At 62.7% G+C, this 26,428-nt stretch carries 24 protein-coding genes and 1 pseudogene; 16 read left to right on the top strand and 9 right to left on the bottom strand.

Annotation, left to right across the window (positions count from 1 at the left end; translation table 11 throughout):
• Window positions 1–2: 2 nt before the first annotated feature.
• Complete coding sequence (locus JN756_RS13955; protein WP_046383186.1) at window positions 3–941, bottom strand: magnesium transporter CorA family protein; 939 nt, start codon at window positions 939–941, stop codon at window positions 3–5.
• A gap of 6 nt (window positions 942–947) precedes the next feature.
• Complete coding sequence (locus tag JN756_RS13950; protein ID WP_108526598.1) at window positions 948–2,534, bottom strand: RimK family ATP-grasp domain-containing protein; 1,587 nt, start codon at window positions 2,532–2,534, stop codon at window positions 948–950.
• Window positions 2,535–2,628: 94 nt separating this feature from the next.
• On the opposite strand from JN756_RS13950, the gene JN756_RS13945 reads away from it, so the two are divergent.
• On the top strand, window positions 2,629–3,729 hold the full coding sequence (locus tag JN756_RS13945; RefSeq protein ID WP_128192510.1) for a peptidase C39 family protein: 1,101 nt from the start codon (window positions 2,629–2,631) through the stop codon (window positions 3,727–3,729).
• Window positions 3,730–3,782: 53 nt separating this feature from the next.
• On the opposite strand, the gene JN756_RS13940 is transcribed toward JN756_RS13945, so the two are convergent.
• From JN756_RS13940 to JN756_RS13925, 4 genes are all read right to left on the bottom strand, one after another.
• The gene (locus JN756_RS13940; RefSeq protein WP_046383183.1) at window positions 3,783–4,568 is read right to left on the bottom strand and encodes a sulfite exporter TauE/SafE family protein; all 786 of its coding nucleotides are present in this window, start codon (window positions 4,566–4,568) and stop codon (window positions 3,783–3,785) included.
• A gap of 91 nt (window positions 4,569–4,659) precedes the next feature.
• Window positions 4,660–5,430 carry a class I SAM-dependent methyltransferase gene (locus tag JN756_RS13935; protein WP_017848417.1) on the bottom strand — a complete coding sequence of 257 codons (771 nt, stop codon included), beginning with the start codon at window positions 5,428–5,430 and terminating at the stop codon, window positions 4,660–4,662.
• Window positions 5,431–5,488: 58 nt separating this feature from the next.
• Window positions 5,489–6,793 (bottom strand): ATP-binding protein, encoded by a 1,305-nt coding sequence (locus JN756_RS13930; RefSeq protein ID WP_046383182.1) that lies wholly within the window; start codon window positions 6,791–6,793, stop codon window positions 5,489–5,491.
• 3 nt (window positions 6,794–6,796) lie between these two features.
• A complete protein-coding gene (locus JN756_RS13925) occupies window positions 6,797–7,498 on the bottom strand; it encodes a response regulator (RefSeq protein WP_017848415.1) in 702 nt (233 codons plus the stop codon).
• 225 nt (window positions 7,499–7,723) lie between these two features.
• Here JN756_RS13925 and JN756_RS13920 point away from each other — a divergent pair, with 225 nt between their 5' ends.
• From JN756_RS13920 to JN756_RS13875, 10 genes are all read left to right on the top strand, one after another.
• A complete protein-coding gene (locus tag JN756_RS13920) occupies window positions 7,724–8,881 on the top strand; it encodes an efflux RND transporter periplasmic adaptor subunit (RefSeq protein ID WP_046383181.1) in 1,158 nt (385 codons plus the stop codon).
• Window positions 8,882–8,893: 12 nt separating this feature from the next.
• Complete coding sequence (locus JN756_RS13915; protein WP_057005244.1) at window positions 8,894–11,983, top strand: multidrug efflux RND transporter permease subunit; 3,090 nt, start codon at window positions 8,894–8,896, stop codon at window positions 11,981–11,983.
• A gap of 52 nt (window positions 11,984–12,035) precedes the next feature.
• Entirely contained in the window at window positions 12,036–12,677 is a 642-nt protein-coding gene (locus JN756_RS13910) for a DUF1345 domain-containing protein (protein ID WP_057005243.1), read from the top strand.
• 75 nt (window positions 12,678–12,752) lie between these two features.
• Window positions 12,753–13,592, top strand: coding sequence for an AraC family transcriptional regulator (locus JN756_RS13905; protein ID WP_017848411.1), 840 nt, complete (start codon window positions 12,753–12,755; stop codon window positions 13,590–13,592).
• A gap of 54 nt (window positions 13,593–13,646) precedes the next feature.
• Window positions 13,647–14,246, top strand: coding sequence for a LysE family translocator (locus tag JN756_RS13900; protein WP_057005241.1), 600 nt, complete (start codon window positions 13,647–13,649; stop codon window positions 14,244–14,246).
• Window positions 14,247–14,355: 109 nt separating this feature from the next.
• Window positions 14,356–15,372 (top strand): LacI family DNA-binding transcriptional regulator, encoded by a 1,017-nt coding sequence (locus JN756_RS13895; protein WP_108526620.1) that lies wholly within the window; start codon window positions 14,356–14,358, stop codon window positions 15,370–15,372.
• Window positions 15,373–15,448: 76 nt separating this feature from the next.
• Entirely contained in the window at window positions 15,449–16,231 is a 783-nt protein-coding gene (locus tag JN756_RS13890) for a sugar phosphate isomerase/epimerase family protein (RefSeq protein ID WP_057005239.1), read from the top strand.
• A complete protein-coding gene (locus JN756_RS13885) occupies window positions 16,224–17,165 on the top strand; it encodes a sugar kinase (RefSeq protein ID WP_046383172.1) in 942 nt (313 codons plus the stop codon). Before JN756_RS13890 ends, JN756_RS13885 begins: the two co-directional genes overlap by 8 nt.
• A 45-nt stretch (window positions 17,166–17,210) precedes the next feature.
• Window positions 17,211–18,506, top strand: coding sequence for an MFS transporter (locus JN756_RS13880; protein WP_201022180.1), 1,296 nt, complete (start codon window positions 17,211–17,213; stop codon window positions 18,504–18,506).
• Entirely contained in the window at window positions 18,506–19,483 is a 978-nt protein-coding gene (locus JN756_RS13875; RefSeq protein ID WP_126589044.1) for an NAD(P)-dependent oxidoreductase, read from the top strand. Before JN756_RS13880 ends, JN756_RS13875 begins: the two co-directional genes overlap by 1 nt.
• 136 nt (window positions 19,484–19,619) lie before the next feature.
• Here JN756_RS13875 and JN756_RS13870 read toward each other — a convergent pair whose 3' ends face one another.
• Window positions 19,620–21,245, bottom strand: a complete 1,626-nt coding sequence (locus JN756_RS13870) for a methyl-accepting chemotaxis protein (RefSeq protein ID WP_046383169.1) — start codon at window positions 21,243–21,245, stop codon at window positions 19,620–19,622.
• 234 nt (window positions 21,246–21,479) lie between these two features.
• Between JN756_RS13870 and JN756_RS13865 the strand changes: the two genes are divergently transcribed.
• The 3 genes and pseudogenes from JN756_RS13865 to JN756_RS13855 all read left to right on the top strand — a co-directional run.
• A complete protein-coding gene (locus tag JN756_RS13865) occupies window positions 21,480–22,907 on the top strand; it encodes a nucleobase:cation symporter-2 family protein (protein ID WP_046383168.1) in 1,428 nt (475 codons plus the stop codon).
• A gap of 12 nt (window positions 22,908–22,919) precedes the next feature.
• The gene (locus JN756_RS13860; RefSeq protein ID WP_017848402.1) at window positions 22,920–23,381 is read left to right on the top strand and encodes an LEA/WHy family protein; all 462 of its coding nucleotides are present in this window, start codon (window positions 22,920–22,922) and stop codon (window positions 23,379–23,381) included.
• 6 nt (window positions 23,382–23,387) lie between these two features.
• A pseudogene (locus tag JN756_RS13855) lies at window positions 23,388–23,618 on the top strand (GNAT family N-acetyltransferase); the annotation flags it as partial.
• A 138-nt stretch (window positions 23,619–23,756) separates the two neighbouring features.
• Here JN756_RS13855 and JN756_RS13850 read toward each other — a convergent pair.
• Window positions 23,757–24,683: a carbon-nitrogen hydrolase family protein gene (locus JN756_RS13850; protein ID WP_026140204.1), complete on the bottom strand. Its 927-nt coding sequence runs from the start codon at window positions 24,681–24,683 to the stop codon at window positions 23,757–23,759.
• Window positions 24,684–24,766: 83 nt separating this feature from the next.
• Here JN756_RS13850 and JN756_RS13845 point away from each other — a divergent pair, with 83 nt between their 5' ends.
• The gene (locus tag JN756_RS13845) at window positions 24,767–25,696 is read left to right on the top strand and encodes a LysR family transcriptional regulator (RefSeq protein WP_079443641.1); all 930 of its coding nucleotides are present in this window, start codon (window positions 24,767–24,769) and stop codon (window positions 25,694–25,696) included.
• Here the strand turns inward: JN756_RS13845 and JN756_RS13840 are convergent.
• Window positions 25,668–25,922, bottom strand: coding sequence for a hypothetical protein (locus tag JN756_RS13840; protein ID WP_017848398.1), 255 nt, complete (start codon window positions 25,920–25,922; stop codon window positions 25,668–25,670). The genes JN756_RS13845 and JN756_RS13840 overlap by 29 nt on opposite strands.
• Before the next feature lie 162 nt (window positions 25,923–26,084).
• Here JN756_RS13840 and JN756_RS13835 point away from each other — a divergent pair, with 162 nt between their 5' ends.
• A complete protein-coding gene (locus JN756_RS13835; RefSeq protein ID WP_017848397.1) occupies window positions 26,085–26,405 on the top strand; it encodes an ElaB/YgaM/YqjD family protein in 321 nt (106 codons plus the stop codon).
• Window positions 26,406–26,428: the final 23 nt, after the last annotated feature.

The following is a 26,428-nucleotide window of genomic DNA, read 5'->3' as shown; positions in this document are numbered from 1 at the left end:
GGTCACCTCCCATTCGCGCCGCCTGCAATCCGCTTGAGCCCCAGCACCATCAACCCCGCGCCCAAGCCCATCGCCAACAAAAACAGCGGGTACGACACCCACCACGGCGTACCCGCCGTCATCATGCTGAACTCCGACATGCCGCCAATGCTGGCGATCAGGTTGAGCGGCAGAAACACCACATTGATCAACGTCAGCTTGCGCAACAGGTTGTTCATGCTGTTGTTCATCAGGTTGCCGCGCGCGTCGATCAGCCCGGAGAACACGTTGGAATAAATCTCCGCCTGTTTGTAGCACTGGTGGTTCTCGATGATCAGGTCGTCGATCAGGCCGAGAATCTCGGCGCTGAAATGCTCCTTCTCGCCGTGGTTGCGCAGCCGCGACAGCACGGCGCCATTGCTGTGCAGCGCGTTGATGTAATAGATCAGGCTTTCGCTGAGGTTGAACATCTGCATCAGATGATGGTTGCTCATGGACGCGTTGAACTGTTGCTGCAACTCCCGCGCGACCAGCTTGATCACTTTGAGGTGGCCGAGGTAGTGGTGAATGTTGTTGAGCAGCAGGTCGAGCAGCACATCCAGCGGTGTGTGCAATGGGCGACGGGCGCCGAGCCCGGACAGCGGGGTTTCATCGGTGGCGATCACCAACAGCCGGCCAGGTGAAAACAGCAGGCCGCAGGACGACACCTCAAACACCAGGGTGCCCCCGCCGGAGTAGTTCTCCGGGCGCTTCCAGATCAGAAACAGATTGTCGGGGTGAAATTCGATGCGTGAGACTTCATCCGGGTCGAGCGCCGAGGCCAGGGCATGCTCGTCCAGTTTGTGGTGCTCAAGCAGCCAGTTGCGCTCGGCATGGTCAGGGTTGCTGAACAACATGATCGGGGCCTCGTCACTGTCCCCGCTGCGCAACTTTCCATCGATCAATTCAAAGCGCTGGATCATCGCGACTCACCAGACCTGGCCCTGACGCTTCAACTCCAGGCGTCGGACGAATTCCTCCAGCACCAGGCCATACAAGTCGTCCTGCAAGTAGGCATCTTCGATACCGGCATCCAGGTTGGGGTTGTCGTTGACCTCGATCACCACCACCTTGTCGCCCGATTGCTTGAGGTCCACGCCGTAGAGGCCGTCGCCGATCAGGTTGGCGGTCTTCACCGCCAGCTCCACCACGGCCTTGGGCGCCTCGTGGACCGCCAGGGTGCGGCATTCGCCGTTGATGTCCGCGCCGATGGCCTTGTGGTTGTAGATCTGCCAATGGCCCTTGGACATGAAGTATTGGCAGGCAAAGATCGGCTTGCGGTTGAGTACGCCAATGCGCCAGTCGTACTCGGTGTAGAAAAACTCCTGGGCCAACAGCAGCACCGAATGCTCGAACAGTTCGGCGGTGGCCTTGAGCAACGCTTCCTGGCTTTCGACCTTGATCACCCCACGGGAGAAACAGCCGTCGGGGATTTTCAGCACCAAGGGGAAGCCGAGGCGTTCGCCGACCCGTTCGAAGTCTTCCGGTCGTTCCTTGTAGAGAATCTCGGTGGCCGGCATGCCCAGTTGATGGCTGTTGAGCAGGTCGGTGAGGTAGACCTTGTTGGTACAGCGCAGGATCGACGCGGGGTCGTCCATCACCACCAGACCTTCGCTTTCGGCTTTCTTGGCGAAACGGTAGGTATGGTTGTCGACGCTGGTGGTCTCGCGGATCAACAAGGCGTCGTATTCGGCCAGGCGCGCGTAGTCCTTGCGCTCGATCAGCTCCACATCGATACCCAAACCCTTGCCGACCCTGATGAAATTTTCCAGGGCCCTGGCGTTGGACGGCGGCAATTGCTCCTGGGGATCATGCAGGATCGCCAGGTCATAGCGGGCCAATCGGCGTGAGCGCGGCTGACGCCAGATCTTGCGGCTGAAGTTGTCGAGGGCGTGGGCGAATTGGTCTTCCTGGTCATCGCGCAACTTGTGCAAGATGCCAGACTTGACCCCTTCGATATGCCAGCCGTTATTCTTTTTGAACTCAACTAACAAGATCGGACACGGGAACGCTTCAAACAGTTGGCGGGCCAACTCCTGCAACGGCTCTATATTCGTTCGGCCAAAATAAAGTGTCAGCGTAAAGCCTTCGGTATTGCTGTAAAGATGATGACTCAAGGCTTTATCGAGGGTTTTATCCAGGTCGTCCAGGGCCAGCCCGTACAGTGACTTCTTGGTCAGTTCACTGATGGTCCGCACCGATGGAATCACCTTGTGCCCGCGAGCCTCGGCCAACAGTGAGCAGTAGTAACCGTGCCCCAGGTACTTGTAGCCGCGACACAGGTTGATCACCTGCACACGCTTGCCGGTCTCGCTTTCGCGGGTTTGTTCGAGATATTCCTGGGCCGTGACGATGTCTTCGCTGGGGAAGTAGGAGGCCCAGTCTTCCTTGCGTTCGACAATGATCACCACTTGGCTCGTGCCTCTGGGCGGAGCAGAAAAATAACCTTTGGAAGTTATTGTCGCCGCGACTGTTTGCTCGGATACTTCACGCCAATGACTTTGTACCGCCGACATAATATTTGATCCGCTTTAGAGAACTCGACCTTTTCTATTAAGCACGATCTTTTAGAGAAGTCCCGTTTCATTACGCAACTTTTACGGCGGTCATATGGCTCTTTTCTTTCGCGTTGCAACCCCCAGCGATGTGCCGACATTGGTGGCACTGGAACAGCACTGTTTCACCACCGATCGACTGTCGCCGCGCAGTTTTCACTGGATGATCAGCCGCGCCCATGGCGAGTTGCTGGTGGCTGAACAGGACGGCCAATTGCTCGGGTATGCGCTGGTGTTGTTCCATCGCGGCACGTCCCTGGCGCGGCTGTACTCGATTGCCATCGCCGAACACGCGCGCGGCCTCGGCCTGGGCAAGCAGTTGCTGAGTCGCATCGAGGCCTGCGCGGTGGAGCACGACTGTGCGTACCTGCGCCTCGAAGTGCGCAGCGACAACCCCGGCGCCCTCGCCCTGTATGAACGCAACGGCTACCGGCGCTTTGCGCTGATCAACGATTACTACGAAGACCACGCTCCCGCCCTGCGCCTGGAAAAACGCATCGTCCAGCACCAGGACGCGCGCGTGGAGCGTGTGCCGTATTACCCGCAAACCACCGACTTCACCTGTGGCGCCGCCTGCCTGCTGATGGCCATGGGCGCGTTGGTGCCGGAGCGCGTCGCCACACGCCGCGAAGAACTGCAAATCTGGCGTGAAGCGACCACCGTGTTCATGACCGCCGGCCATGGCGGCTGCAGCCCTCAAGGCCTGGCGCTGGCCGCCTGGCGTCGGGGCTTTCGTGTGCGGATGCAGGTGAATGTACGCGGGCCGTTGTTTCTCGACGGCGTGCGCGATCAACATAAAAAGGACGTCATGCGTTTAGTGCATGACGCCTTCGAGGAAGAGTTGGCCACCAGCACGGTCGAGCAAGTGCTCGGCGGCGCGCTGGATCTGCCCAGGGTACTGCGCGACGGCGGGCAGCCGTTGGTGCTGATCAGCAGCTATCGGCTGACCCGCTCCAAGTCGCCGCATTGGGTGATGGTCACCGACTGCGACGACGACTTTGTCTACCTGCACGACCCGGATGTGGACCACAGCCAGCACCGCCAGCCCCTGGACTGCCAGCACCTGCCGGTCAGCCACGCGGAGTTCGAGCGCATGTGCCGGTTCGGCAACAACAAATTGCGCGCGGCGGTGGTGCTGTTCAAGCTGCCGGCTTGATCGAGGCCTCGGCAGGCAGCTCGCACGCCAGCGGCCATACGCGACGCCTCCGCTTAGAAAGCCAGCTTATAACCGATGCTCATCAACATGATCGCCAGACACGGGCGCAGCACGCCGTCCGGGACTTTACCGGCCATGTGACTACCGATGTAGATACCCGGCAGCGACCCCATCAGCAAAAAGCCCAGCAGGTGCCAATCCATATTGCCCATGCCGGCGTGGCCCAGGCCCGCTACCAGCGTCAGGGGTACGGCGTGGGCGATCTCGGTGCCGACCAGGCGCCGCGTGGCGAGGAACGGGTAAAGGATAAACAGCGCCACGGTGCCGAGGGCTCCGGCGCCGATCGAGGTCAGTGCCACCATGGTGCCGAGGACCGCCCCCGTGACCACCGTCAGCGCGTTCAGGTTGCGCGGGTGCATGTGGTAATCGTCGCCAGCATGGCGCTGGGCGAAGGCCAACAGGCGATGCTTGAACAGAATCGCCAGGGCGGTCAGCAGCAACACCACGCCGAGCGCCTGTTTGATCACCGCGTTCATCGCGCTGGGGTCGGTGTGCAGGCTGGCGAGGAACCACAGGGTCAGCAGCACCGCGGGCACGCTGCCCAAGGTGAGCCAGCCGGTGATGGTCCAGTCGATATTCTTGTTTTTGCCATGCACCAGCACCCCACCGGACTTGGTGATGGCGGCGTACAACAAGTCGGTGCCCACGGCGGTGGCCGGGTTAATGCCGAACCACAGCAGGATCGGGGTCATCAAGGAGCCCCCGCCGACACCGGTCATGCCGACGATAAAACCAACGATCAGGCCTGCAACTACGAAACCAACGTTACCCACATCCATCACAGCTACCTGCGGCCTTGTAAAATTCTGGCCGCAGGATAGCGATTTTTCTTATAACCACTTATATCAATATGATCTGACTTTATGCCTTTTACGTCAGTCGTTGGCAAACGTAGGCCTGGGTCTGATAGGGAAAGGCCACGGTATCGCGGCCTTTCAACGCCGGGTGAGTGGCGATCAGGTTGCGTAATTGCGCGGTGACCTCGGCTTTTTCAGCGGCCGGCAGTGCCGCGATAAAGCTGACGGAGAGGAAGCGATCCATGATCACTTCCTGCGGACTGCCGACGTGGTTGTAGGGAAAACAGGTCATCTCGGGGGCGGAAAAATACTCGCCGGTGAACGCCTCGCGCCATTTTCCGCTGTGAAAGCGCGGCGTATCGCCCTCGTAAGGCGTGATGATCGCGGTGATCGCTGCCACCCAGTCCACCGATTCATCCCGCACATTCCACACCAGCCCCAGACGCCCGTCGGGCTTGAGCACGCGGTGAATTTCCGCCAACGCAGCCTGGGTGGAGAACCAGTGGAAGGACTGGGCGCAGACCAGCGCATCGGCGCAGGCGGACGCCAGGGGGATGGATTCAGCGGTGCCGTTGACCAAGCGCACATCCGGCAACAACCTGGCCAATTGCGCAGCCATCGCCTGCACGGGTTCGACGGCAATCAGCGTCGGCGCCAGGGCGTTCAGCAGGCGCGTGAACTTGCCGGTGCCGGCGCCCAGGTCGATCACCGTCGACTGCGCGTCGATGCGCAGTACGTCAGCCAGCCAGCCCGTGAGTTGCCGCGGATAGTTCGGTCGGCCCTGGGCGTAAGTGACGGCCTGGGTCGAAAAACCCTGTTGCGCAGACGTGTGAACACCGGTCATTGCCAATCTCTCCTCGGGTAAAGCGGGGACACAGTGTGCGCCTTCCCACCCGGTTTTTCTAATCCGTCACACTCGGCAACCACACACGAAACCGCGCACCGCCGAGCGGTGAAGCCTGCGCGGTCAGGGTGCCGCCCTGGGCTTCGAGGGCGCGTCGGCTGATCGCCAGGCCCAGGCCAAACCCGCCGGTGGAGCGGTCGCGGCTGCGGTCCAGGCGATAGAACGGCTCGAAGATACGTTCGCGCTGGTCCGGCGGAATACCGATGCCATCATCGTCCACGCAGATTTCGCAGCCCGTGGGACATACCTTGACCCCCACCTGGATGCGTTTGTCGCAGTAGCGCGTGGCATTGCGCAGCAGGTTTTGCAGGGCGCGGGCGGTCAGGCGCGGGTCGAGGCTGAAGCGCTCGACGCTGCAGTCGAGCGCCACGTCGATCACAATCTCGGGGTGCTCCAGTTCGTCGTCGACGCTGCCCAGCACGCTGTCGACAAACTCGTCGAGCACCACCTCGACCCGCTCCGGCAGCTGCGCAGGGTTTTGCAGGCGGCTATAGGAGAGCAACTCCAGCACCAGCTCATCCAGCTCACGGATATGCGCCACCAAGCTTTGCAGGCGCTCGCGGCTGGCCTGAGGCAGATCTTCGGACAACGCCAGGGCCAGGCCGAAGTCCAGGCGTGTCAGGGGGGTGCGCAGTTCGTGGGAGACCGCGTTGAGCAAGTCACGCTGCTGGTTCAACAGGTGTTCGATATCGTCGGCCATGGTGTCGAACACCGTCGCCAGGCTGCCGATATTGGAACTTGGCGGAATGCGCGTGCGTTCGCCAAAATTCCCCTTGCCCAACTGCGTGGCAGTGCTTTTCAGGCGCTCCAGGTCGCGCCAGTGCGGGCGCAGCCATACCAGCAGGCAGGCGAGCAGCGCGGCACCGATCAGTACGTTCATCGACCAGTACAGCAGGTTCATGTCCAGCGAGTCCGGCGGGATCGTCAGCTTGACCGCAAACTGCGGGTTGATCGGTGAGCTGACCTCGGCCATCCACCCCCACTCGCCCAGGCGGATCACCGGCTTGCCTTGGGCCAGCAGTTGCTCTTCTTCGGGGGTGTAGCGCGCGTCCTGGTGCAACAGCAGTTCAACCTTGAGCGGCGCGAAGTCACGGCCCAGTTGTTCGGTGACCTGGGACCAGCGCTCCACCGGCGCCCGCTGGTATTGCTTGACGATGAGTTTCTGCAGGCCGCGGGACTGTTCGACGTTGTAGTCCACGTAGCGGTGCTCGAACACCTGGATCACCAGCTTGGGAATCAGGAAGATCGCCGCGCTGTAGGTGACGATCGTGATCAGATAGAGACGCAGCAGCACACGAAACATGACTCAGCATTCCCACTCTGATCGGCTGAACAGGTAGCCTTTGCCCCACACCGTCTTGATCTTGCGCGCTTCCCCGGCGTGGTCGTCGAACTTGCGGCGCAGCTTGGAGATGGCCACGTCCACCGAGCGGTCGGTGCCGTTGAACTCGATCCCGCGCAGGCGTTGCAGGATCTGGTCGCGGCTGAGCACTTCACCGGCATGCCGCGCCAGCACCACCAGCAGGTTGTATTCGCCGCTGGACAACTCCACCGCCTGTTCGCGCCAGGTCGCGGTGCGTTCCGACAGGTCGATGCACAGGTTGCCGATGACGATCTGGTCGTTGGCCACCTGCGGTTCGGACAAGCTGCTGCGGCGCAACAGCGTGCGGACCCGGGCCAGCAGCACGCGGGGCTCGCAGGGTTTGGTGACGTAGTCGTCGGCGCCCATTTCCAGGCCCAGCACCTGGTCGTGGCTGTCATCGCGGGCGGTCAGCATCAGGATCGGCAGGCCCGCCGAATCGGCGCGCAGCAAACGGCACACCTGCAGGCCGTCGAGGCCGGGCAGCATCAGGTCGAGGATCACCAGGTCTGGCGGGTTGAGCCGCGCGCGTTCGCGAACATGGTCGCCCCGGCTGAGCACGCTGACGTGGTAGCCATTGCGCTCCAGGTAGCTGGCAATCAGCTCGGAGAGCGCGGCGTCGTCTTCGACCAGGAGGATGTTGGGCATGGTGTTTCCAAATAATGCAGTTATGGGTCTTACACAAATCCCATGTGGGAGGGGACTTGCGCCCTGCCACATTTGATCTTCAGTGTTTGCAAGGTTGTGCAAGGATATACGCCCGCGGCCGAACGTGGGCTGCACCTTACATTTCTTCACAGACGACCTACACAGCTTCACAGCAGCGCAGTGCCGGCGACATTAGGATGCACCAGTCAATATTGGGATAAGAGCATGTCGAAGAATCTGTTTGCGCCGTTTTGCTTGCTGGCACTGACACTCGCCCTGAGTGCGTGTGACGAGTCGTCCGCCGAAGCACCGGAAATGCCCCTGGCCACCGTCCGCATCGAAACCCTCGAGGCCAAACCCCTGTCCATCAGCAGTGAACTGAGCGGGCGCATTGCCGCGCCGCGCATTGCCGAAGTGCGCGCGCGGGTCGCCGGGGTGGTGATGCAGCGGGTGTTCAAGGAAGGCCACGACGTGAAACAGGGCGACGTGCTGTTTCGCATCGACCCAGCCCCGTTCAAGGCCGATCTGGACAGCGCTCAGGCCAACCTGAGCAAGGCCGAGGCCAATGCGTTCCAGGCGCGCCTGCAAGAACAGCGCTACAGCCAGTTGGTCGAAGGCAACGCCATCAGCGGCCAGGACTACGACAACGCCCGCGCCGCCCTGCGCCAGACCAACGCCGAGGTCGCCGCGAACAAGGCCGCCGTCGAACGGGCCAAACTGAACCTGGGCTACGCCACCGTCACCGCGCCGATTTCCGGGCGCATCGGGCGTGCGCTGGTGACCGAAGGCGCGCTGGTCGGCCAGAACGAGGCCACGCCGCTGGCGATCATCCAGCAATTGGACCCGATCCACGCCGACCTGACCCAGTCCACCCGTGAGTTGAACGAGCTGCGCCGCGCCTTCCGCGCCGGCAGCCTGAAACAGGTCGGCCAGGACCAGGCCAAGGCCACGCTGATCCAGGACGACGGCAGCCTGTATCCGCTGCCGGGCAAATTGCTCTTCGCCGAGATCAGCGTCGACCCCGGCACCGGGCAGATCATCCTGCGCAGCGAGTTCCCCAACCCGGACCTCGACCTGCTGCCCGGCAGTTTCGTGCGCGTGCGCCTGGAACAGGCGGTCGACCGCCAAGGCATCAGCGTGCCGCAACGCGCGATCACCCGCGACAGCGCCGGCATCCCGATGGTGCTGTTGTTGGACGCCGAACAAACCGTGAGTTTGCAACCGGTGGAATTGGGCGCGGTGATCGATGACCGCTGGGTCGTCAGCGCCGGGCTCAAGGCCGGTGACCGCATCGTCGTCGAGGGCGTGCAACACGCGCGTCCCGGTGAAAAAGTTCAAGTGGATGACAGCCCGCCACCGCCCGCCCAGGCTTCCGGCCAATAAGGATCTTTGACCATGCCGCAGTTCTTTATTGACCGCCCGATCTTCGCCTGGGTGGTCGCCCTGTTTATCCTGCTGGCCGGCGCGCTCGCCATCCCGCAGTTGCCGGTGGCCCAGTACCCCAACGTCGCACCGCCGAAAGTCGAAATCCACGCGGTGTACCCCGGCGCTTCGGCGCAGACCCTGGATGAAAGCGTGGTCAGCCTGATCGAGCAAGAGCTCAATGGCGCCGATCACCTGCTGTATTTCGAATCCCAGAGCAGCCTCGGCTCGGCCACCATCACCGCGACTTTCCAGCCGGGCACCAACCCGGAGATGGCCCAGGTCGATGTGCAGAACCGCCTCAAGGCCGTGGAATCGCGCTTGCCCCAGGCGGTGACCCAGCAGGGTTTACAGGTGGAGAAAGTCTCCGCCGGCTTCCTGCTGCTGGTGACCCTCACCTCCAGCGACGGCAAGCTCGATGACGTGGCGCTCAGCGACTACCTGGCGCGCAACGTGATGAACGAACTCAAGCGCCTCGACGGGGTGGGCAAGGCCCAGCTGTATGGCGCCGAGCGGGCCATGCGGGTGTGGATCGACCCGCAGAAGCTGATCGGTTTCAACCTGACCCCGGCCGACGTGAATGCCGCGATCAGCGCGCAGAACGCCCAGGTTTCCGCCGGCAGCATCGGCGACTTGCCGGGCACCAAGACCCAGGAAATCACCGCGGCAATCCTGGTCAAGGGCCAGTTGTCCACGCCGGCCGAGTTCGCCGACATCGTGCTCAAGGCCAACCCCGACGGTTCCACCGTGCGTATCGGCGATGTGGCGCGGGTGGAAGTCGGCAGCCAGGAATACCAGTTTTCCACACGCCTGAACGGCAAGCCGTCCACCGCCGTCAGTGTGCAACTGTCGCCGGGCGCCAATGCGCTGAGCACCGCGAACCGGGTGCGGGCGAAGATGGATGAGCTGTCGCGCTACTTCCCGGCCAATGTCGAATACAAGATCCCGTATGACACCTCGCCGTTCGTCAAAGTCTCGATCACCAAGGTGGTCTACACCCTGCTCGAAGCGATGGCGCTGGTGTTCGCGGTGATGTTCCTGTTCCTGCAGAACGTGCGCTACACGCTGATCCCGACCCTGGTGGTGCCGATTGCGTTGATGGGCACCTTCGCCACCATGCTGTTGCTCGGGTTCTCGATCAACGTGCTGACCATGTTCGGCATGGTGCTGGCCATCGGTATCCTGGTGGACGATGCGATCGTGGTGGTGGAGAACGTCGAGCGGATCATGGTCAGCGAGGGCCTGTCGCCCAAAGAGGCCACGCGCAAGGCCATGGGCCAGATCACCGGGGCCATCATCGGCATTACGTTGGTGTTGGTGGCGGTGTTTCTGCCGATGGCATTCATGCCAGGCTCGGTGGGGGTGATCTACCAGCAGTTTTCGCTGTCGATGGCCACCTCGATCCTGTTCTCGGCGTTCCTCGCCCTGACCTTGACCCCGGCACTTTGCGCGACCCTGCTCAAGCCGATCGCCAAGGATGAGCACCACGCCAAGGGCGGGTTCTTCGGCTGGTTCAACCGGCGTTTCGAACGGCTCACCGACCGCTACGAAGGCTGGGTGGCGTATGCCCTCAAGCGCAGCGGCCGTTACCTGTTGATCTACCTGGTGCTGCTGGTGGGCCTGGGGCTGATGTTCAGTCGCCTGCCCTCCTCGTTCCTGCCGGTGGAAGACCAGGGTTACACCATCATCGATATCCAGTTGCCGCCGGGCGCGAGCAAGAACCGCACGGTGCAGGTGGCCGAACAGATCGAAGCGCACAACGCCGAAGAGCCCGGGGTTGGCGACACCACCATGATCATGGGCTTCAGTTTCTCCGGCTCCGGGCAGAACGCGGCGCTGGCGTTCACCACGCTCAAGGATTGGTCGCAACGCAGCAGCGACGATTCGGCCGCCGCGATTGCCGACCGCGCCAACATGGCGTTCACTGAACTGAAGGACGCGATTGCCTATGCGATCCTGCCTCCACCGGTGGACGGCCTCGGCACCAGCAGCGGTTTCGAGTTCCGCCTGCAGGACCGTGGCGGCGTCGGCCACGCGGCGTTGATGGCGGCGCGTACCGAACTGCTGGACGCTGCGGGAAAAAGCCCGATCCTGGCCAACGTGCGTGAAAGCGCCCTGGCCGAAGCGCCGCAAGTGCAGTTGCAGGTCGACCGCAAGCAGGCCAACGCGCTGGGCGTGTCCTTCGCCGATGTGGGCAATGTACTGTCGTCGGCCATCGGTTCGGCCTACATCAATGACTTCCCCAACCAGGGGCGCATGCAGCGCGTGGTGGTGCAGGCCGAAGGCGACCAACGCAGCCAGGTCGCGGATCTGTTGAAGATCAACGTGCGCAACAAGGCCGGCGAGATGGTGCCGCTGTCGGCGTTCGTCGCAGCCAAGTGGACTCAGGGACCGACGCAGTTGACCCGTTACAACGGCTACCCGGCCATCGCCATTTCCGGTGAAGCGGCACCGGGGCACAGCACGGGCGAGGCGATGGAAGAAATCCAGCGCCTGGTCAACCAACTGCCGGCGGGCCTGGGCCAGGAATGGACCGGCCTGTCGTTGCAGGAACGCCTGTCCGGCTCCCAGGCGCCGCTGTTGCTGGGCCTGTCGCTGCTGATTGTGTTCCTGTGCCTGGCCGCCCTGTATGAAAGCTGGTCGATCCCGACGTCGGTGCTGCTGGTGGTGCCGCTGGGCGTGCTCGGCGCGGTGTTGGCCGTGACCTTGCGCGGCATGCCCAACGATGTGTTCTTCAAGGTCGGGCTGATCACCATCATCGGCCTGTCGGCGAAGAACGCGATCCTGATCATCGAGTTCGCCAAGGACCTGTACGAGCAGGGCGAAGACTTGCTCGACGCGACCTTGAAGGCCGCGCGGCTGCGCTTGCGGCCGATCATCATGACCTCGCTGGCGTTCATCCTCGGCGTGGTGCCCCTGGCGATTGCCACCGGCGCCAGTTCGGCGAGCCAGCAAGCGATCGGTACGGGGGTGATCGGCGGGATGATCACTGCGACGCTGGCGGTGGTGTTTGTGCCGGTGTTCTTTGTGGTCGTCATGAAGCTGGTGCGCAAGCGTCCATAACCCGCGCAAAAATGCGCTATGGTGCTCACAACCGCCCTTGTTGTGAGCACCCATGCCCTTCCTCGCCCGCACCCACCCTCGCCTCTCTTGCGCCGCCGTCCTGGGCCTTGCCGTTGGCATCCTGGTACCCGCCGATACACTCGTGAGCAAAATCCTGATCGGCTGGAATGCCGGCGTCTGGATCTACCTGGTGCTGATGCTGTGGCTGACCATCCGCGCCAAGGCCGAAGACGTCAAACGCATCGCCGAGATCGAGGATGAAAACGCCGGCCTGGTGCTGTTCACGGTGTGCATCGCAGCCATCGCCAGCCTGGCCACCATCACCTTCGAACTGGTCGGCAGCAAGGACCTGAGCACCGCCGAGCGGCTGTTGCACTACGGTTTTACCGGCCTGACGGTCATCGGCTCATGGTTGTTGATCGGGGTGATCTTCAGCGTTCACTACGCCCGGCTCTATTACACCTGGGCCGGCAAAGAGCCGGCGCTGCGCTTTGCCGAGGGGTTGTTGACCCCCAACTATTGGGACTTTCTGTACTTTTCCTTCACCATCGGCGTCGCCGTGCAAACAGCAGACGTGGGCGTTGCCACCCGCACCATGCGCAAGGTGGTGCTGGGGCAATCGCTGATCGGGTTTCTGTTCAACACAGCGATCCTTGGGTTCTCGATCAATATTGCCGCGGGACTGTTCAGTTGACGCCGCACAAACCTTCTAGACGCCCACGACTCGATGGGCGCTAGATAGCATCGTCTATTCCGCCTCGGTGTTGTGATGGCCGCGCACAATTGGATCGATCTGTCCCAGGACGCCGACACCGGCATCGAAACCCTGCGCGCGCATTTCGAAGGCCATGCCTACGATCCCCATTGGCACGACAGCTACCTGATCGGCGTGACCGAACAAGGCGTGCAGCAATTCAACTGCCGCCGCACGCGCCACAACAGCGTGCCCGGCCAGGTGTTCCTGGTGGAACCCGGCGAGTTGCATGACGGCGACGCGCCCACGGCCGACGGTTTTACCTACCACATGCTCTACCTCGACCCGCAGTGGTTGACGCGGGAAGTGAGCGCGGTCTTCGAAGAGGCTCCCGTCAACAGCCAGCTGAGTTTTGCCGCGACCTTGACCAACGACCCACGCCTGGCCCTCGCCACCAGCCAAGCCTTTCGCACCCTGCACAGTGGCGAATTGCGCATCGTGCGACAACGGGCCATGGACCAGTTGCTCGAACGCCTCACCGGCCAGCTCCACTGGCGCAGCCGTTACCGTGACGACCCACGCCTGCCGCTGGTCGCCCACAAAGCTCGGGAATACCTGCATGCCCACCTGCATCACGATGTAGGCATGGACGCGCTGGCGCTGGCCTGCGGCGTCGACCGCTTCCGCCTGACCCGGGCGTTCAGGAGCGCGTTTGGCCTGCCGCCCCATGCTTATCTGGTGCAACTGCGCCTGGCCCGCGCGCGGCACTTGCTGGCCAAGGGTGAACAACCGGCCGATGTGGCGATCGCCCTGGGCTTTGCCGACCAGAGCCACCTGGGCCGCTGGTTCGTGCGCGCCTATGGCCTGACGCCCGCCGCCTACCGCAAGCGCTGCTCAAATCTTCCAGACAGGTGATACGCGGGCTTGTGAAGATCGACGCCATCAATGGGTCTATCGGAGTCGTCCCCCATGCTGTCCACGCTGTTGCCTTTCATGCTGTTTGCCTTCGTCGCCTCAATTACCCCCGGCCCGACCAATATCCTGGTACTGAGCAACAGCGCCCGTTTCGGTTTCAGGGCCACGCTGCCAATCATCCTGGGCGCCTGCGCCGGCGCGGCGCTGCTCGTGCTGGTGGTGGGCTCGGGGTTTGGCCGATCCTTGGTGCAGCTACCCAAGGTACAAACCGCCATGCAATGGATCGGCATTGCCTGGCTGAATTACCTGGCCTGGCAGATTTTCAGCGCCCCCACCCGGACCATCGAAGCGGATACACGCCAAAAACCCCTGAGCCCGATCGGCGCCGCCAGCCTGCAATTGATCAACCCGAAAAGCTGGATGATGGCACTGGCCGTAGTCAGCGTTTTTACCGGCAATGGTGCGGAGCGCCAAAGCCAGGTGGTGTACCTCTCCCTGGCGTTTTTCCTGATATCGATCCCCTGCCTGGGCACCTGGGCGCTGTTGGGTGCCGGGTCCGCACGGGTGTTGCGTTCGACCAGCGCCATGCAGCGTTTCAACCGCGGTATGGCCGTGCTGCTGTTGGCGGCGGCTTGGTTAAGTGTGCTGGCCTGAACACACCGGCTATCTGGCTTTGTCCTACAACTTCTTGACGGCTTTCGTACTTTAGTGGTTTCCTGAAACCGGTTTCAGTCATTCCAATAAAAATAGAAGGTCGATGACCGTGAACAGTTTCTCTGCCGCCCAGCGCAGCCGCGTGACCATGCTCGACGTCGCCCAGCGCGCCGGCGTGTCCAAAGCCAGCGTGTCGCGCTTCATCGGCGACGATCGCGCCCTGCTCTCCGATGCCATCGCCCTGCGCATCGAGCACGCCATCGCCGAACTCGGCTACCGCCCCAACCAGATGGCCCGTGGCTTGAAACGCGGGCGCACGCGCCTGATCGGTATGCTGGTGGCCGATATCCGCAACCCCTATTCCATCGCCGTGATGCACGGTGTCGAAACTGCCTGCCGCCAGCACGGCTACAGCCTGGTGGTGTGCAACACCGACCGCGATGACGAGCAGGAACGCCAGCACCTGGCGGCGCTGCGCTCGTACAACATCGAAGGGCTGATCGTGAACACCCTCGGCCACCACCTCGAACAACTGCTGGAACTGCAACGGGAAATGCCCCTGGTGCTGGTGGACCGCAAGGTCGCACCGTTGCGCAGCGACCTGGTGGGTTTGGATAACCCGGCCGCGGTACGCATGGCGCTGGAACACCTTGAGCAACAGGGCTACCGCGAGATAGTGCTGGTCAGCGAGGCCACCGATGGCACCAGTTCGCGCCTGGAGCGCCTTGACAGTTTCACCGCCGAGATTGCCCGCCGCCCGGCGTTGAGCGGCACGGTGCTGGAACTGGACGGCGCGCTGGAAAAGCGCCTGCGCGCCTTTCTGGCCAAGCCCGGCGCCAAAGCCGTGTTCTGCGCCAACGGCATCGCCGCCCTCGCTTGCACCCGCGCGCTCAAGGCGCTGGAGTGCGACCTGTTCGCGGACGTCGGCCTGATCGCCCTGGATGACCTGGACTGGTACCCGCTGGTGGGCACCGGCATCACCGCCCTCGCCCAACCGACGCAGGCGATTGGCGCCAGTGCCTTCGACTGCCTGCTCAAGCGCCTGCGCGGCGATACGGCGCCGGCCCGCACCCTGGATTTCCTGCCCGAACTGATCGTTCGCGGTTCCACCCAACCCACCTCGTAGCCGCTGTCGAGCCCTCGCGGGCGTCAATTCAATAGGTTGCGCATAAAAATGAAACCGGTTTCAGAGGTACACAATCATGCATGAATACCCCGTCTCCATCAGCCTTTCCAGCTACGGCGCCGACCTCGTCCGCCAGCAGGGCCAATTGAGTTTCGTCGCCCTGCTGGCGGCGGCCGGTGCCCGGCGCATCGAGTGGCGCGAAGAGCTGCTGACCATTGAACAACCCGCACAACTGGCCCGGGCGGCGGCCGAACAAGGCCTGGAGTGCGTGTTCTCTTCGCCGCTGGAACTGTGGGTCGCCGGCCGCGCCCAGCCGAATGCCGAGCTCGCCGCCACCCTTGATCGCGCCCAGGCCTTTGGTGCGCGCTGGCTGAAAGTCTCCCTCGGCTACTTCACCGACACCAACGACCTGCACAGCCTGCACGCCCTGCTCAACCGCCACCCGGTCAAGTTGCTGGTGGAAAACGACCAGACCCTGCATGGCGGCCGCATCGAACCGCTGCAACGTTTCTTCAGCGAAGTCGAGCGCCTTGGCCTGCCGGTGAAGATGACGTTCGATATCGGTAACTGGCACTGGCAGGACCAGTCCGCGCTCACCGCCGCGCGCCTGCTCGGCCGGCATGTCGACTACCTGCACTGCAAGGCCGTGGCGCGTCGCGCGGACGGCAAGCTGGTGGCACTGCCGCCCGGCGCCACCGACCTGCATCTGTGGGAACAACTGCTGGGCCACATGACTCAAGGTATTACCCGGGCGGTGGAATTCCCGCTGCAAGGCGATGACCTGGTCGAAGTCACCGCCCAGCAGGTCGCCACCCTCGCCCTGCTTGGCCAACCCCGTGCGGAGTACGCCCATGTCTGAGATCGATATCCTGTCGTTCGGCGAAACCATGGCGATGTTTGTCGCCGAACAGAGCGGCGACCTGGCCCAGGTGGGCCACTTCCACAAACGCATCGCCGGGGCCGACAGCAATGTCGCCATCGGCCTGTCGCGCCTGGGCTTCAACGTCGCCTGGCTGAGCCGGGTGGGCAACGACTCCCTGGGCCGCTTTGTGCTCGACACGCTCAAGCAACAAGGCCTGGATTGCCGGCACGTGGCGGTCGACCCGCTGCACCCCACCGGTTTTCAGCTCAAGTCCCGCGAAGAAGCCGGCGATGATCCCCAGGTCGAGTACTTCCGCAAGGGCTCGGCGGCCAGTCACTTATCCATCGCAGCCATCAGCCCGGCGCTGCTGCAGGCGCGCCACCTGCACGCCACCGGCATCCCGCCGGCCTTGTCCAAGGCCACCGGCGAGTTGTCCCGCGAGCTGATGACGCAAATGCGCAAGGCCGGGCGCAGCGTGTCGTTCGACCCGAACCTGCGCCCGGCGCTGTGGCCCAGCCAGCAGCAGATGATCCGCGAGATCAACGCCCTCGCAGGCTTGGCCGATTGGGTCTTGCCGGGCTTGAGCGAAGGTCGCCTGCTTACCGGTTTCGACGACCCGGCGGACATCGCCGCGTTTTACCTGGACCAGGGCGCCGAAGCCGTGGCCATCAAGCTCGGCCCGGACGGCGCGTATTACCGCACCCAACTGGACCAAGGCTTTGTCGCCGCCGTGAGCGTGGACAAAGTGGTCGACACCGTCGGCGCCGGTGATGGCTTTGCCGTCGGCATGATCAGCGCCCTGCTGGAAAACCTCAGCTTCCCCGAGGCGGTACACCGCGGCAACTGGATCGGCAGCCGTGCCGTGCAGAGCCGCGGCGATATGGAAGGCTTACCCACACGCACGGAGCTGCCGACCCGATCCGTTGCTTGACCCACTCCCTGTTGCCACAACTACAACAAGCTCAGGAGCAACCCCATGGATACCTTGAAACTCGCCACCCGCCGTTGGTGGTACATCATGCCCATCGTCTTTATCACCTACAGCCTGGCGTACCTGGACCGCGCCAACTACGGTTTCGCCGCCGCCAGCGGCATGGCTGAAGACCTGATGATCACACCCGGCATGTCGTCCCTGCTCGGCGCACTGTTCTTCCTCGGTTACTTTTTCTTCCAGGTGCCGGGCGCGATCTACGCGCAAAAGCGTAGCGTGAAGAAGTTGATTTTCGTCAGCCTGATCCTCTGGGGCGGCCTGGCCACCCTGACCGGCGTGGTGTCCAACGCCTACATGCTGGTCGCCATTCGCTTCATGCTCGGCGTGGTCGAAGCGGCGGTGATGCCGGCGATGCTGGTGTACCTGTGCCACTGGTTCACCCGTGCCGAACGCTCGCGGGCCAATACGTTCCTGATCCTCGGCAACCCGGTGACCATGCTGTGGATGTCGGTGGTGTCCGGCTACCTGGTGCAGCATTTCAGCTGGCGTTGGATGTTCATCGTCGAAGGCCTGCCGGCGGTGCTGTGGGCATTTATCTGGTGGCGCCTGGCCGATGAGCGGCCCAAGGATGCCCAGTGGTTGAGCGACAGCGAAAAGCACCAGCTGGAAACCGCCCTCGCCACCGAACAGGTGGGGATCAAAGCGGTGAAGAACTACGCCGAAGCGTTTCGCTCGCCCAAGGTGATCATCCTTGCGCTGCAGTTCTTCTGCTGGAGCATCGGCGTGTACGGCTTTGTGCTGTGGCTGCCGTCGATCCTCAAGGCCGGCTTGCAGATGGACATGGTCGAGGCCGGCTGGTTGTCGGCGCTGCCCTACCTCGCGGCGGTGATCGGCATGCTGGTGGTGTCGTGGGGTTCGGATAAGCTGCAAAAACGTAAGCGGTTTGTGTGGCCGCCGTTGTTGATCGCCTCTATCGCTTTCTATGCGTCCTACGTGCTCGGCGCCGAACATTTCTGGTGGTCCTACACCCTGCTGGTGATTGCCGGCGCGTGCATGTATGCGCCCTATGGACCGTTTTTCGCGATTGTCCCGGAGATCCTGCCGGCCAACGTCGCCGGCGGCGCCATGGCGTTGATCAACAGCATGGGCGCGCTCGGTTCGTTCGGCGGTTCGTACCTGGTGGGTTACCTCAATAGCAGTACCGGTTCCCCCGGCGCCTCTTACCTGTTGATGAGCGGCGCGTTGATGGTCTCGGTGGTGCTGACGATTTTCCTCAAGCCCGGCGCCAGCGACCGCGAGCGCGCGCCGTTGCAGTCCCTCGAATTAAAGGTGAAGACCTGATGAAAAAGTCTGTCGTTCTGTACAAAAAACTCTCCGCGCCGCTGATGGCCCGGCTGCATGAGCACGCCGAGGTCACGCTGATCGACGCGCTCGACCCGCCCGGCCTGGCCAAACTGCGCGACGCCCTCCCCGGCGCCCAGGGGTTGCTGGGCGCGAGCCTGCGCCTGGACGCCGCGTTGCTGGACCTGGCACCGCAACTGGAGGCGGTGGCCAGCGTGTCCGTCGGCGTCGACAACTACGACATCGAGTACCTGACCCGGCGCGGCATCCTGCTCAGCAACACGCCCGATGTGCTGACCGAAACCACCGCCGACACCGGCTTCGCGCTGATCCTCGCCACCGCACGCCGGGTGGTCGAACTGGCCGATATGGTGCGTGCCGGCCAGTGGCACAAGAACATCGGCCCGGCGCATTTCGGCAGCGACGTGCATGGCAAGACCCTGGGCATCATCGGCATGGGCCGCATTGGTGAAGCGCTGGCCCAGCGCGGGCATTTCGGCTTCGGCATGCCGGTGCTCTACCACAGTCACTCGCCCAAGCCACAGGTGGAAGAACGGTTCGGCGCGCAGTACCGCCGCCTGAACGACTTGCTGCAACAAGCGGACTTCGTCTGCCTGACACTGCCGCTCACCGCCGAAACCGAGCGGTTGATCGGCGCGCAAGAATTCGCCCTGATGGGCCCGGAGACGATCTTTATCAATATCTCCCGCGGCAAGGTGGTGGATGAAGCCGCGCTGGTCGAGGCCTTGCAGCAGCGCACGATTCGCGCGGCGGGGCTGGATGTGTTCGAGCGCGAGCCGCTGCCCCACGACTCGCCGTTGCTGCGCTTGAACAATGTGGTGGCCACGCCGCATATCGGCTCGGCGACCCATGAGACGCGGGAAGCGATGGCCGAGTGCGCGGTGGATAATCTGCTCGCGGCGCTCGCCGGTCAGAAGCCGAAAAACCTGGTGAATCCAGGCGCCTGGATGCAATAGCTTCTGACACCACACAGAGCAAATGTGGGAGGGAGCTTGCTCCCGATGGCGCTGGATCAGTCAGTAGATGAGTTGACTGACCCATTGCTATCGGGGGCAAGCCCCCTCCCACATTGGGATTGCACTGCAAAGTGGCTCAGATAACGAACCTGGCCACCATCGCATTCAAATCCACCGCCAGGCGCGACAGCTCATGGCTGGCCGCGCTGGTCTGGTTGGCGCCCGCCGCCGACTGGGTCGCCAGGTCACGGATGTTGACCAGGTTGCGGTCTACTTCACGGGACACCTGGGCCTGTTCTTCCGAGGCGCTGGCGATCACCAGGTTGCGCTCGTTGATCAGGCTGATCGACTGAGTGATCTGCTCCAGAGCCACGCCGGCCGCGCGGGCCATTTCCAGGGTGTTATGGGTGCGCTGGTTGCTCTGTTGCATGGATTGCACGGCTTCACCGGTGCCGTTCTGGATACCGGCGACCATTTTCTCGATTTCCTGGGTCGACTGCGCGGTGCGATGGGCCAGGGCCCGCACCTCGTCGGCCACCACCGCGAAGCCGCGCCCGGCTTCACCGGCACGGGCGGCTTCGATCGCCGCGTTGAGCGCCAGCAGGTTGGTCTGCTCGGCAATCGCCCGGATCACGTCGAGGACCTTACCGATGTCGCGCCCCTGAGTGGCCAGACCTTCGATCAGCAACGAGGTGTTTTGCACATCCTGGGTCATGGTCTGGATCGCGCCGACGGTCTCAACCACCCGGTCGCGGCCTTCCCGTGCCGCCTGGTTGGACTGCGTGGAGGCTTCGGAGGTGGACACGGCGTTCCGCGCCACCTCTTCCACGGCAGCGGTCATCTCATTGACGGCCGTGGCGGCCTGGTCGATTTCGTTGTTTTGTTGCTGCAAGCCTTTGGAGGCTTCTTCGGTGACGGCGCTCAACTCTTCCGCCGCCGAGGCCAATTGCGTGGCCGAACCGGCGATGTGCTGGATGGTCTGGCGCAAGTTGGTTTGCATGGCCGACAACGCACTGATCAAGCGCGCCGGTTCATCCTTGCCATCGTCTTCAATGACTTTGCTCAAGTCGCCGCCGGCAATGGTTTGCGCCACTTCCACGGCTTTGCGCAGCGGCGTGACGATGCTGCGGGTCAGCAACCAGGCCAACAGTACCGTGAGCAAGGCGGCGGCCACGGCCACCACGACGATCCCGCTGATCGCGCTGTCATAGCTGCGTCCGGCCTGCTCGTTGGCCTGCTTGGCGCCAGCGGAGTTGAGGGCGATCAGCTTGTTCAACTGCTCGCCCATCTGATCGGTGCCGTTCTTGATCCGGGTATTGATCAAGGCGCGCATCTCATCGACCTTGTTTTGCTGGGACAGGGCCAGCATTTCGGCCTGGGCCGTCAGGTAGTTGTCCAAGGTGCCGACAAACGTCTTGTACAGGGCCGCTTCCTCAGGCACGGAAGGTAACGCTGAGTAACCGGCCTGGGCGGCTCTGACCTTGTCGATCAGCGCGGCGATGCGCGTTTGCGCCTCTTGCAACGCGGCCGGTTCACGGTTGACCAGCACGCGAAACGACAAGATACGCATGCGCAACACGTTTTCCGTGAGGCTGCCCAAGTAGGCCACGCTGGGCAGTTGGTTGCTGCTCATATCCACCGACGCCTGACGGATCAGCGTCATGCGGTTGACTGCAAACACTCCCAATACAACCACCAACAACGCAATGAATGCGAAACCGAGAGACGCTCGAGGGGCAATATTCAGATGACGAAGAGACATAGAGGTATTCTCAAGAAGGAGTGTCTGCGCGCATCCCTGCAGCGGATTGATCAGCTGGCGTCAACACGCTGCTCTGACCTTGGTCACCACTTGTTGTCATTGTTGGGTGGGCCTATGAAAGATATCGGCAGGCCCAGCGGTTTTCGCAGGGCCTCCATAAATATTTTTTTACACTTCTGACGATCAGCGGTTTCTGGCATTCTGCGCCTCCATTTTCTGTCCAGAGCCCGCACTTTGTCTGACGCTCAAGCCCCGCGCCCGCGCTATAAATCCGACCTGATCTATGGCCTGGAAGACCGTCCGCACTTCTCTGCCGCAATGTTTGCCGCCTTGCAGCATGTGTTGGCGAGTTTTGTCGGCATCATCACCCCTACGCTGATCGTCGGCGGCGTGCTGGGCCTGGAAAGCGAGGTGCCGTACCTGGTGAGCATGGCCTTGTTCGTGTCGGGGCTCGGCACTTTTGTGCAGGCGCGCACGTTCGGCCCGATCGGTTCGGGGTTGTTGTGCCTGCAGGGCACCAGTTTTTCGTTTATCAGCGTGATTCTCAGTGCCGGGTTCATGGTCAAGGCCCGGGGTGGCGGCACCGATGAGATTCTCTCGACGATCTTCGGCATCTGTTTTTTCGCGGCGTTTATCGAAGTCGTGCTCAGCCAGTTCATCGGCAAGTTGCGCAAGCTGATCACCCCGGTGGTGACCGGCACCATCATCACCCTGATGGGCCTGTCGCTGATCAAGGTGGCGGTCACCGACATGGCCGGTGGCTTCGGCGCCGACAACCTCGGCGCCGCGAGCAATATGGGGCTGGCCGCGCTGGTGCTGCTCACCATCGTGGTACTCAACCGCTTCAACAACCCGTTCCTGCGCCTGGGTTCGATCGTGATCGGCCTGACCCTGGGCTTCATCGTGGCCTGGTGGCTGGGCCGTGTGGATATGGCGGCCTTGCCCCAGGTGCCGTTGATCAGCGTGCCGGTGCCGTTCAAGTACGGCTTCTCGTTCGACTGGGTGGCGTTTATCCCGGTGGCGGTGATCTTCCTGATTTCGCCCCTGGAGGCCGCCGGTGATCTGACGGCCAACTCGATGATTTCCCAACAGCCGGTCAAGGGCCCGCTGTACATCAAGCGCATCAAGTCCGGCCTGCTGGCGGACGGCCTCAACTCGGCGATGGCCGCGACCTTCAACAGCCTGCCGATGGTGACGTTCGCCCAGAACAACGGCGTGATCCAACTCACCGGCGTAGCCAGCCGTTATGTGGCGTACTTCATTGCCGGCCTGCTGGTGCTGCTGGGGCTGTTCCCGATGATCGGCGCGGTGCTGCAACTGATGCCCAAGCCGGTATTGGGCGGCGCGACGCTGATCATGTTCGGCACCGTCGCCGTGGCGGGGATCAAGATCCTCGCCGAAGCCGGCCTGCACCGCCGCAATATGCTGATCGTGGCGATCTCCCTGGGCATGGGCCTGGGTGTCGCCGCCGTGCCGGAAGTGTTGCGCGACCTGCCCAAGGCGCTGCACAACATCTTCGAATCGCCGATCACCGTAGGCGCGTTCTGTGCAATCCTGCTGAACATTTTCCTGCCGGAAGAGTTCTTAGAACTGGAAGAAGATGAATTTGATCCGGAGTCCTCAACCCTCAAAGTGATGCAAGACCCGGACGTCACGCACTAGGAGCACCTTCGTATGCGCAAGCTCATGGTTCTATCGATACTGCTGCTGACCTTGAGCGCTTGCGCCCTGTTCCCCAATCGCGACCCGGTCACTATCAACGTGGTGGGCATCGAGCCGCTGCAAAGCCAGGACCTGGAAGTGCGCTTCGCCGTGAAGCTGCGGGTGCAGAACCCCAATGAAACGGCGATCGACTACAACGGCGTGGCCCTGGACCTGGAGGTCAATGGCCGGCCGCTGGCGTCGGGGGTGAGTGATCAGCGCGGAAGCATCCCACGCTTTTCCGAGACGGTTCTGATGGTGCCGGTCAGCGTTTCAGCGTTTTCCGTGTTGCGGCAAACCCTCGGCCTGAGCCAGACCCAGAGTTTGAACAACCTGCCCTACGTATTGCGCGGCAAATTGGCCGGTGGGCTGTTCGGCACCATGCGGTTTGTCGATCGTGGAACACTGGACCTGCCGAATACCGCCACTTGGTAACCCCCCATGCAACCGACCTTGGTCACCCAACGCCTGATTCTGCGCCCGCTGACGCTCGACGATGCCGAGGGCATCCAGCAACAGTTCCCCCATTGGGAAGTGGTGCGTTATCTCAATACCCTGGTGCCGTGGCCCTACCCGGCTGACGGCGCGCGTCACTACCTGGAACACATCGCGTTGCCCGCCATGGCCCGGGGCGAGGAATGGCATTGGGCGATCCGCCTGCAAAGCGCGCCGACGAAGGTGAGTTTGTCGAGGGCATTTTTCCACGGGACATCTGGGAAATGACCCGTGAAGAGTGGCTGGATCGCCGCTCTTTCAAGCGATAGATATCAACCGGTGGGAGTAGGCTGACTCCCACCGGTTTTACCGCACTCAGTCCGTGATGTAGCGCACGCCCGGCTTGGCCCGCTCATCGACCACCAGCTCGAAAACATCCGGCCGGGCGTAATGCCCCACCACGTCATAGTCATACCGTGCGCGCACCAGATCGTCGGTATTGATCTGCGCGCTCAAGAGCCCGGCCTCACCCAGCAGCGGCCCAGCCAGGATGTCGCCCATGGGGCCGACAATCACACTGCCGCCTGCAATCAACGGACGATCTGAAGGCCAGTTGGCAACCTCAACGCCCAGCGCCGCGGGCGATGCCTGCACCTGGCACGCACTGACCACAAAACAGCGGCTCTCGTGGGCAATGTGGCGCATGCTCACCTGCCACATCTCGCGCTCATCCACCGTGGGCGCACACCACACCTGCACGCCCTTGGCGTACATCGCCGTTCGCAGCAGGGGCATCATGTTTTCCCAGCACACCGCGCCGCCGATGCGCCCGACCGCCGCGTCGATCACCGGCAGTGTGGACCCATCGCCCTTGCCCCAGATCAGCCGCTCGGTGCCGGTGGGCATCAGCTTGCGGTGCTTGGCCACCAGGCCGTGCGCCGGCTCGAAGTACAGCATGGTGCAATACAAGGTGCTGGCGCTGCGCTCGATCACGCCCAGGACCAGGCTGGCACCGGTGCGCGCCGACAAACCGGCCAACGCTTCGGTTTCGGCGCCGGGCACGTCGATGGCGTTGGCAAAATATCGCGCAAAGGCTTCGCGACCTTCGGGCAGGCGATAACCGAGTTGCGTGCCGAAGCCTTCGCCTTTGGGATAACCGCCCAGCAGCGCCTCGGGCATCACCACCAATTGCGCGCCACTGCGCAGGATCGGCTCTTCATAGGCCAGGATTTGCGCCAGGGTGTCAGCCTTGCCGCCGGGCAAGGAACCGATTTGCAAGGCGGCCACAATAGAAACAGGCATCAGGATCACTCCGAACAATGAGGGGTTGCCCATTCTCCAGCCAGCCCGGATCATGAATAAAGCCCACCTCAGTGCTGAATGATATGAGCCAGATAAATATCACCCAAGTCGACCTCAACCTGCTGAAAACCTTCGAAGCCCTGCACGACGAATCCAGCGCCAGCCGCGCAGCGTTGCGCCTGGGCGTCACCCAATCGGCAATCAGCGCGGGCCTGCGGCGTTTGCGCGAGGTGTATGGCGACCAACTGTTCGTGCGAACCGGCCGTGGCCTGGCGCCGACCTTGCGGGCCAACCAGTTGAAGCCGGTGATCAGTGAGGCGTTGGACCGCTGCCGACAGAGCCTGGCAATGACCCACCCGGACACCCAGCAGTATCAGGGACGCTCCGTGGTGCTGGGTTTATCCGACGACTTCGAGATTGCCTACGGCCGCCGCCTGATGGCGGAAATTGCCCAGCGATTGCCGAAATTGCGTGTGATTTTCCGTCAGACCCACAGCCAGATCGTCGCCGCCGCCCTGCTCGACCGCAGCCTCGACCTGGCGATTACCGCCGGCGGCTTTGCCGAACGCCGCCTAAGCCGGCAGGTGCTGGGAGAAGGTGATTACCGCTGCCTGGTCGACCCGCACAGTCTGGCGCCAGGCCAGCAATGCATCGACCTGCACGCGTTCGTTAGCCGCGAGCATGTGCTGGTGTCATCCGGCGGGTTTATCGGGATCACCGATGAAGGGCTGGCGGCACAAGGGCTGAGCCGCCAGGTGTGTGCCTCCACCAGCCACTTCGCCGCGTTGCCGTTTCTGCTCAAGGGCAGCCAGGCGGTGGCGACCATTCCCGGGCACGCCGCCGAAGCCATCGCTGGTATGACTGGCTTGCAGGTTCTGCCGTGCCCGCTGGCGCTGCCGCGCTACCCGGTGGAACTGGGCTGGCGCACTCAGGCTCAGCTTGATCCGATGTTGCTGAAAGTGCGCGAGGCGATTGTCGCCAGCTTTACTTCGCCGCCGCCATCAGCTTGTTGACTTCGCTGCGCACCATGTTGGAGAACTCCGGCGGCGACATGCCGTCGAGTTCCGCGCGAACCCATTCGGCCCACTTGCCCTTGCGTTTGGCGCGCTCGCCGAACAGGCGCGCGGCTTCGCCCTTGGCCTTGCCCAGGTTGCTTTGCCACAGGTCGTAGAGACGGGACTTTTCATCTTCCAGCTCGGCGCGTTCGGCGAGGGTCTTGTTGGCGAGATTGAAGCTCATGTTGAATTTCCTGCTGCACAAATAGGTGACATCTTACACTGTAGGTCTAAGTTTCCTGATTCGGATTTCGCATACCCACGCCGGCCGGCAAAAAACTGCAACTTTTGCCGCCGCCCGACACTCCATTGTTCACTGTCACATTTACCTGCAAGGAGTCACACAATGGCCCGTAAATCTGCCGCCCAAGTCGTCGAAGATCAAATCAAGGATCAAGCGTTCAGCGAACTGACTGCACTGATCGAAGAGTCGGACAAACTGCTCAAAAACAGTGCTTCCCTGGTCGGCGAAGAAGGTGAAACGCTGCGCGAGCAGGTCGCTATCAAGCTCAAGCAAGCGCTCGATTCGGTGTCCAATGTGCGCGAGCGCAGCAAGCCGGTGGTGGATGCCACCGAAACCTACATCGGCGGTCACCCGTGGCAGACCGTGGCGATCTCGGCAGGCTTTGGCCTGGTGGTCGGCCTGCTGCTCGGTCGTCGCAACTAATACTGTAGGCCTTGCGTAGCCAC

The sequence above is a fragment of the Pseudomonas sp. Y39-6 genome (assembly GCF_023651955.1).
In the GTDB taxonomy this organism is placed as follows: domain Bacteria; phylum Pseudomonadota; class Gammaproteobacteria; order Pseudomonadales; family Pseudomonadaceae; genus Aquipseudomonas; species Aquipseudomonas veronii.
Note: the sequence above shows the minus strand (reverse complement) of the source record. Positions and strands in the feature narration are given on the sequence as shown.

Coding starts and splice junctions, on each gene's coding strand:
- JN756_RS13955 (WP_046383186.1), bottom strand. CDS start 941: ATGATCCAGCGCTTTGAATTGATCGATGGAAAGTTGCGCAGCGGGGAC.
- JN756_RS13950 (WP_108526598.1), bottom strand. CDS start 2,534: ATGTCGGCGGTACAAAGTCATTGGCGTGAAGTATCCGAGCAAACAGTC.
- JN756_RS13945 (WP_128192510.1), top strand. CDS start 2,629: ATGGCTCTTTTCTTTCGCGTTGCAACCCCCAGCGATGTGCCGACATTG.
- JN756_RS13940 (WP_046383183.1), bottom strand. CDS start 4,568: ATGGATGTGGGTAACGTTGGTTTCGTAGTTGCAGGCCTGATCGTTGGT.
- JN756_RS13935 (WP_017848417.1), bottom strand. CDS start 5,430: ATGACCGGTGTTCACACGTCTGCGCAACAGGGTTTTTCGACCCAGGCC.
- JN756_RS13930 (WP_046383182.1), bottom strand. CDS start 6,793: ATGTTTCGTGTGCTGCTGCGTCTCTATCTGATCACGATCGTCACCTAC.
- JN756_RS13925 (WP_017848415.1), bottom strand. CDS start 7,498: ATGCCCAACATCCTCCTGGTCGAAGACGACGCCGCGCTCTCCGAGCTG.
- JN756_RS13920 (WP_046383181.1), top strand. CDS start 7,724: ATGTCGAAGAATCTGTTTGCGCCGTTTTGCTTGCTGGCACTGACACTC.
- JN756_RS13915 (WP_057005244.1), top strand. CDS start 8,894: ATGCCGCAGTTCTTTATTGACCGCCCGATCTTCGCCTGGGTGGTCGCC.
- JN756_RS13910 (WP_057005243.1), top strand. CDS start 12,036: ATGCCCTTCCTCGCCCGCACCCACCCTCGCCTCTCTTGCGCCGCCGTC.
- JN756_RS13905 (WP_017848411.1), top strand. CDS start 12,753: ATGGCCGCGCACAATTGGATCGATCTGTCCCAGGACGCCGACACCGGC.
- JN756_RS13900 (WP_057005241.1), top strand. CDS start 13,647: ATGCTGTCCACGCTGTTGCCTTTCATGCTGTTTGCCTTCGTCGCCTCA.
- JN756_RS13890 (WP_057005239.1), top strand. CDS start 15,449: ATGCATGAATACCCCGTCTCCATCAGCCTTTCCAGCTACGGCGCCGAC.
- JN756_RS13885 (WP_046383172.1), top strand. CDS start 16,224: ATGTCTGAGATCGATATCCTGTCGTTCGGCGAAACCATGGCGATGTTT.
- JN756_RS13880 (WP_201022180.1), top strand. CDS start 17,211: ATGGATACCTTGAAACTCGCCACCCGCCGTTGGTGGTACATCATGCCC.
- JN756_RS13875 (WP_126589044.1), top strand. CDS start 18,506: ATGAAAAAGTCTGTCGTTCTGTACAAAAAACTCTCCGCGCCGCTGATG.
- JN756_RS13870 (WP_046383169.1), bottom strand. CDS start 21,245: ATGTCTCTTCGTCATCTGAATATTGCCCCTCGAGCGTCTCTCGGTTTC.
- JN756_RS13860 (WP_017848402.1), top strand. CDS start 22,920: ATGCGCAAGCTCATGGTTCTATCGATACTGCTGCTGACCTTGAGCGCT.
- JN756_RS13850 (WP_026140204.1), bottom strand. CDS start 24,683: ATGCCTGTTTCTATTGTGGCCGCCTTGCAAATCGGTTCCTTGCCCGGC.
- JN756_RS13845 (WP_079443641.1), top strand. CDS start 24,767: ATGAGCCAGATAAATATCACCCAAGTCGACCTCAACCTGCTGAAAACC.
- JN756_RS13840 (WP_017848398.1), bottom strand. CDS start 25,922: ATGAGCTTCAATCTCGCCAACAAGACCCTCGCCGAACGCGCCGAGCTG.
- JN756_RS13835 (WP_017848397.1), top strand. CDS start 26,085: ATGGCCCGTAAATCTGCCGCCCAAGTCGTCGAAGATCAAATCAAGGAT.